We start from the raw sequence: 4,639 nt of genomic DNA, 5'->3' as shown, positions 1-4,639 counted from the left end.
TCCGTTTTCAGTGTCCGAATGCCGGACGGCCACTTTGAACAAGTCGAAAAAATCTCATGTTCAACCTTATTTCCTAGAAAGTTTTACTCGTTCAAGGCCGAATTTGAAGTCTTTTCTGAACGAAACCCCTTACTATCTGTGGTCAAGGTTCAGTTTTTAGCTTGGTTATCGCTTTTTCCATTGTAGCTTAAAGCCGTCCTAAAAGGACGGGGTTTTAACCCAAATTTTCGATAAATGCGTGGAGTCATTCTCTGATATGAGTAAATATTCTAATTTTGACCCAACTCATTTTGTTGTCGAACCCGAAGAAACTGAACAAATAACCCAATTAAATCAGCTGCTTAATAGAGAAATACCGACGAGACTCGTCACTGAACAGGGAGAAAATGTCTATATTCCCGAATTGGTTTTAATGGTACTTCGTTACAGTGTAGCTGCCTTAGCATCGGGACAGGTAATTCAGTTAAATGTTACCCATCAGGATTTAACTATAGAAGAAGCGGCTAATTTGTTAAATGTTTCTAACTCTTATCTAATAAAATTACTAGAACAGGGGCAAATTTTATCGACTAATGTAGGCAGTGTTCGACGAATAAAACGAGAAGATTTGCTAATATATAAAGAAAAAAAATATCGAGAAAGAGAACAAATTTTAAATCACCTTGTAGCCATGACTGAAGCGGAAGGACTATACAGAAAAGATGAGGAATTAAACCTAGATGACAGCAGAGCCTAGGGTTGTTTTAGATGCTTGTGTTCTTATTCCTTAGTATTTACGCGATACTTTATTATCAATTGCTTGGCAAGGTTTATACTCGCCTTACTGGTCGAAATTAATTTTAGAAGGAACAACCCGCAATCTGATTAATCGATATAATATAACTTCAATAAAAGCCCTTAATTTAGTGGAGACAATGAAAGCAGCTTTTCCCGAAGCCATGGTTGAAGTGCCATCTGGTTTAATTGAGTTAATGACAAACGACTTAAAAGATCGTCATGTTTTAGCAACTGCTGTTATGGCTAAAGCTAATCTAATTTTAACTAATAATATTACCGACTTTTCACTGTCAGCTTTAGAAACTTGGGGTATAAAGGCTCAATCTCCTGATACTTTTTTAAGTAATTTGTTTGATGAATATCCCGAAGAAATTAAATTCAGTCTAAATAGGCAAGTCAAGAAATATAAAAATCCTCAAAAATCTCTAGCTGAATTACTAGAGTTTTTAGATAAAAAAGCCAATTTATCTAATTTTTGTCAAAAGATAACTAAAATTGTTTGATAGAACTGAACTTCTCCAGTGTAAATGTACTAGCTATCTAAACATGGCTACAGAGGGAATCGCTGACTCTAGAGATTGATGACACTATCTGTTACAATCAAGTTAGCGATCGCTATAAAGCCAACTCTAGGTCATCGCTCCACTCCAGATACAGTCAACGGTACAGACATTTTCAAGCGAAAAATGTACCCAGTGGCCTCTTTTCAATTTTTTCTGAGAAGCTCCATAAGGGTTTTGTTAATTTTTTAGTATTTCTGTATGGGGGAAGTCCAGACATATCTATCATTAAATTTCGGTTTCAGCAGCTTCCCGTAAACGGCTAATTGCACTTTTCGCCTCTTTGAGTAGGTCATGCCAATCATCTGGAGGGTGTTGAGGGTTCTGTTCCAGATCTTGTGCAAGAAAATTCAGAAATTTCCCAAGCACTGGATCATTTTCTTCTGCCCCATCAGCCCAGGAAATCCATACTTTGCCGTCGGCCTGTATGTTGTAGCAGATTTTATCACGCTTATTCAAGCCAAGGGCTTTGCGAACAGAATCGGGAATTGTAGTCTGATAGCGATCAGTAAGAGTGGATTCCAGGCATGGGGCTATCGTTGCAGCCATAGCGACCTCTAAGCCTGTCTGTAAAAACTAGACCTTGATGGTAATGCAACTGCATTGTCTTGTCAAGTATGGAGTGACTAGATCTACAGCCTAACGGATCCGTTCACCTTAAATGTCGGCAGGATGCCCCCGTTACACCCATAAGGTTGTTGTAATAATCCTACGCCTGTCAGCATCCCACACCCCATCTTCCCACTTCCCCCGGTTGAGTTAGCGGGTTAGGCTTCGATCTGTCAGAATACAAGTGTTGAAACAAACCTTTTAAGAGGCTTCATGGTGGAAGTTAAAGTCGTTCCCCCGAAACGCAATTGGATTCAGACGTGGTGGCAATCCCTGAATTCCTTATCCCGCTTACTGGTGATTGCTCTAGCTGCACCACTTATCGTCCTGAATGCCTGGGCATTATCGGCAATTTTTGGCTATTTTGAATCTTTATTTGTTATTTTACTGATAGCGGCCGTTCTATCTTTTCTCTTGGGTTATCCGGTGACTTGGTTGGAACGTCAGGGATTAAAACGGGGTTTAGCTGCGATCGTGGTTTCCCTGATCACGATTTTAATTTTTGTGGCCGTGGGAATAACCCTAGTTCCCTTAGTCTTCACCCAAGCACAGCAATTTGTCAATAGATTGCCAGAATGGTTAGACTCGGGACAGCGCCAACTGATGCAACTAGATACCAAAATCGACATGATGAATCTGCCGATTCCGATCAGTTTCGATGGTGTTATCGCTCAGTTTAACAGTCGTTTAGGGGCAGAATTGCAAATTCTAGCGGGAAGAAGCGTTAATTTAGCCCTTAATCTCACCGTTTTTACCGTGGTGCGAGTGCTTGATGTGCTGTTAACTATTATCCTCACCTTTTATCTACTTCTCCACAGTCCCGATATCTGGAGGAGTATTATCCAATGGTTGCCCAAACCCGTCCAACAACCCTTTTCCCTAACCCTACGCTTAAGTTTTCAGAATTACTTTGTCGGACAGGTAATTTGCGCCACCTGCATGGCCCTGGGATTAGTCACGGCATTTTTATCGATTAAAGTCCCTTTTGGTCTCCTATTCGGTCTGTTGATTGGTACCATGGCCTTAATCCCTTTTGGGGGAACTGTAGGCATTGTCACGGTGACAGCTTTACTAGCTTTGCGCGATATTGGTTTAGCTCTACAAGTTTTAGCCGTGGCTGTAGTGGTGCAGCAAATTGTCGAAAATGGCATTGCTCCCCGGATTTTGGGCAGTGTCACCGGGTTAAATCCCTTTTGGGTGTTGGTCTCGGTCTTGACGGGGGCGCGAGTGGGCGGTTTACTGGGGGTAATTGTCGCAGTTCCCATGGCAGTAATGATCAAGGAAGCTTTGGAGGTTATCCGTCAAGTGACACCAGAGGAGACAAAATACGGGATAATTAAACCCTCTCTCCCCCTAGAATCAGAATCCTCTAGCGAGGTGGTTTCTCGCTGAAGAATGACTGACGGCATAATCTAGGGCGATCTGAGCAGTAATCTTGGCCGGGAGAAATCGGCAATTTTCTCGCAGGTTCTTGGTTTTTCTCCCTCGATCGAGTTATGATATCCATATTGGTGTATTAACTCCGCTCTCGGCGATCGCCGTCCATGCCTAGGAAGGACAAATGAAGGCTTGAGGATGCCTTGCTGGTCTCTGGGGCCTGGCTTATTGGGAGATTAGCTAACCAATTATCTCTAAACTCCGATAATTTTAAGAAAAGGTCATTTTCTATCCCGATAAATAAGCAAAAAATCGATGTTTTGGTTAAATAGGCTACATTAACAGCCAGCTTTCTATCGTAAGCTCGAAGTTAAGACATAAAGTCAATATCACCCTCCGATTGCAATGAGAAAATGTTTGAATCGCTTAATATTTGGGCTTTTCAGACATTTTTTTTGTGGATTGAGTAGTAAACAACTTGATTTCGGGATCAGACAAGGAAGCTGTGCTTGCACCCACAGCGTAACAGTGTAACGGGAGCATCTCACCTTTGTAACCCCCAAATCAGGTTTTTATGTCAAGCTATTTTGAAAGCCTTGCTAGAAAACAGTTTTAGGGGCAAATATAATTACTCACTTGCATAAATGAGATGCTCCCCAGCGTAAAGTGTAACAGGGGCGAACACCAACAGACCATGATCTGGAGAGATCGTCAAGAAAAGTATCAGAGGGAACTCCTGGAAAAAAATGGGTAAAATATAATTAGTAGGGGGAATATTGCTGTTAATGTTTCGCTTTCTAACGAGACGTTAACCAAGCCCAAAGGCAAAAAATAGCAGTAATTTGCTAAAAGCTCAAGGCCGATAGCTTAATGCTCTATATATCTCTCGTATTCTTTACTTGTCGAGTTCAACACGACCCCTTTATGGAATCAAGCAACCCGTCAGGGAAGACTTCCGAACCTCCTAGTCATAGGTGGGCCAATTTACTCGGAACCATGATCGCAATTCTGACCCTAACGTTACCCTTGTTAGCGATTGGATATAACTCCACGCCTAACTATACCGAAGAACCCCTTACCGGTAAAACATCCTACTCCCTAACGAGGCAAATGAGGTGACAGAATTGAGATAGACGATTGCCAAGGTAAAAAATTTTTTCTTCGTCCCGATCCCCCTTATCGAAAATTTGGGTTAAAACCCCGTCCTTTTAGGACGGCTTTAAGCTACAATGGAAAAAGCGATAACCAAGCTAAAAACTGAACCTTGACCACAGATAGTAGGGGGTTTCGTTCAGAAAAGACTTCAAATTCGGCCT

At 41.7% G+C, this 4,639-nt stretch carries 5 protein-coding genes; 4 read left to right on the top strand and 1 reads right to left on the bottom strand.

The genetic code is table 11. From position 1 onward, the window contains the following. From IM319_RS13035 to IM319_RS13025, 3 genes are all read left to right on the top strand, one after another. Positions 1-186, top strand: a 186-nt coding sequence (locus IM319_RS13035) for a hypothetical protein (protein WP_287735878.1), incomplete at its 5' end; no start/stop codon positions are given. A gap of 70 nt (positions 187-256) precedes the next feature. Then, positions 257-736, top strand: a complete 480-nt coding sequence (locus IM319_RS13030; RefSeq protein ID WP_287735877.1) for an excisionase family DNA-binding protein — start codon at positions 257-259, stop codon at positions 734-736. A gap of 178 nt (positions 737-914) precedes the next feature. Further along, on the top strand, positions 915-1,280 hold the full coding sequence (locus IM319_RS13025) for a hypothetical protein (protein WP_287735876.1): 366 nt from the start codon (positions 915-917) through the stop codon (positions 1,278-1,280). A 285-nt stretch (positions 1,281-1,565) separates the two neighbouring features. Here the strand turns inward: IM319_RS13025 and IM319_RS13020 are convergent, their stop codons facing one another. Next, positions 1,566-1,886, bottom strand: coding sequence for a type II toxin-antitoxin system PrlF family antitoxin (locus IM319_RS13020; protein WP_287735875.1), 321 nt, complete (start codon positions 1,884-1,886; stop codon positions 1,566-1,568). A 273-nt stretch (positions 1,887-2,159) separates the two neighbouring features. On the opposite strand from IM319_RS13020, the gene IM319_RS13015 reads away from it, so the two are divergent. Then, the gene (locus tag IM319_RS13015; protein WP_287684264.1) at positions 2,160-3,338 is read left to right on the top strand and encodes an AI-2E family transporter; all 1,179 of its coding nucleotides are present in this window, start codon (positions 2,160-2,162) and stop codon (positions 3,336-3,338) included. Positions 3,339-4,639 lie beyond the last annotated feature (1,301 nt).

Source organism: Microcystis sp. M113S1, assembly GCF_020246945.1.
Taxonomy (GTDB): Bacteria; Cyanobacteriota; Cyanobacteriia; order Cyanobacteriales; family Microcystaceae; genus Microcystis.
Note: the sequence above shows the minus strand (reverse complement) of the source record. Positions and strands in the feature narration are given on the sequence as shown.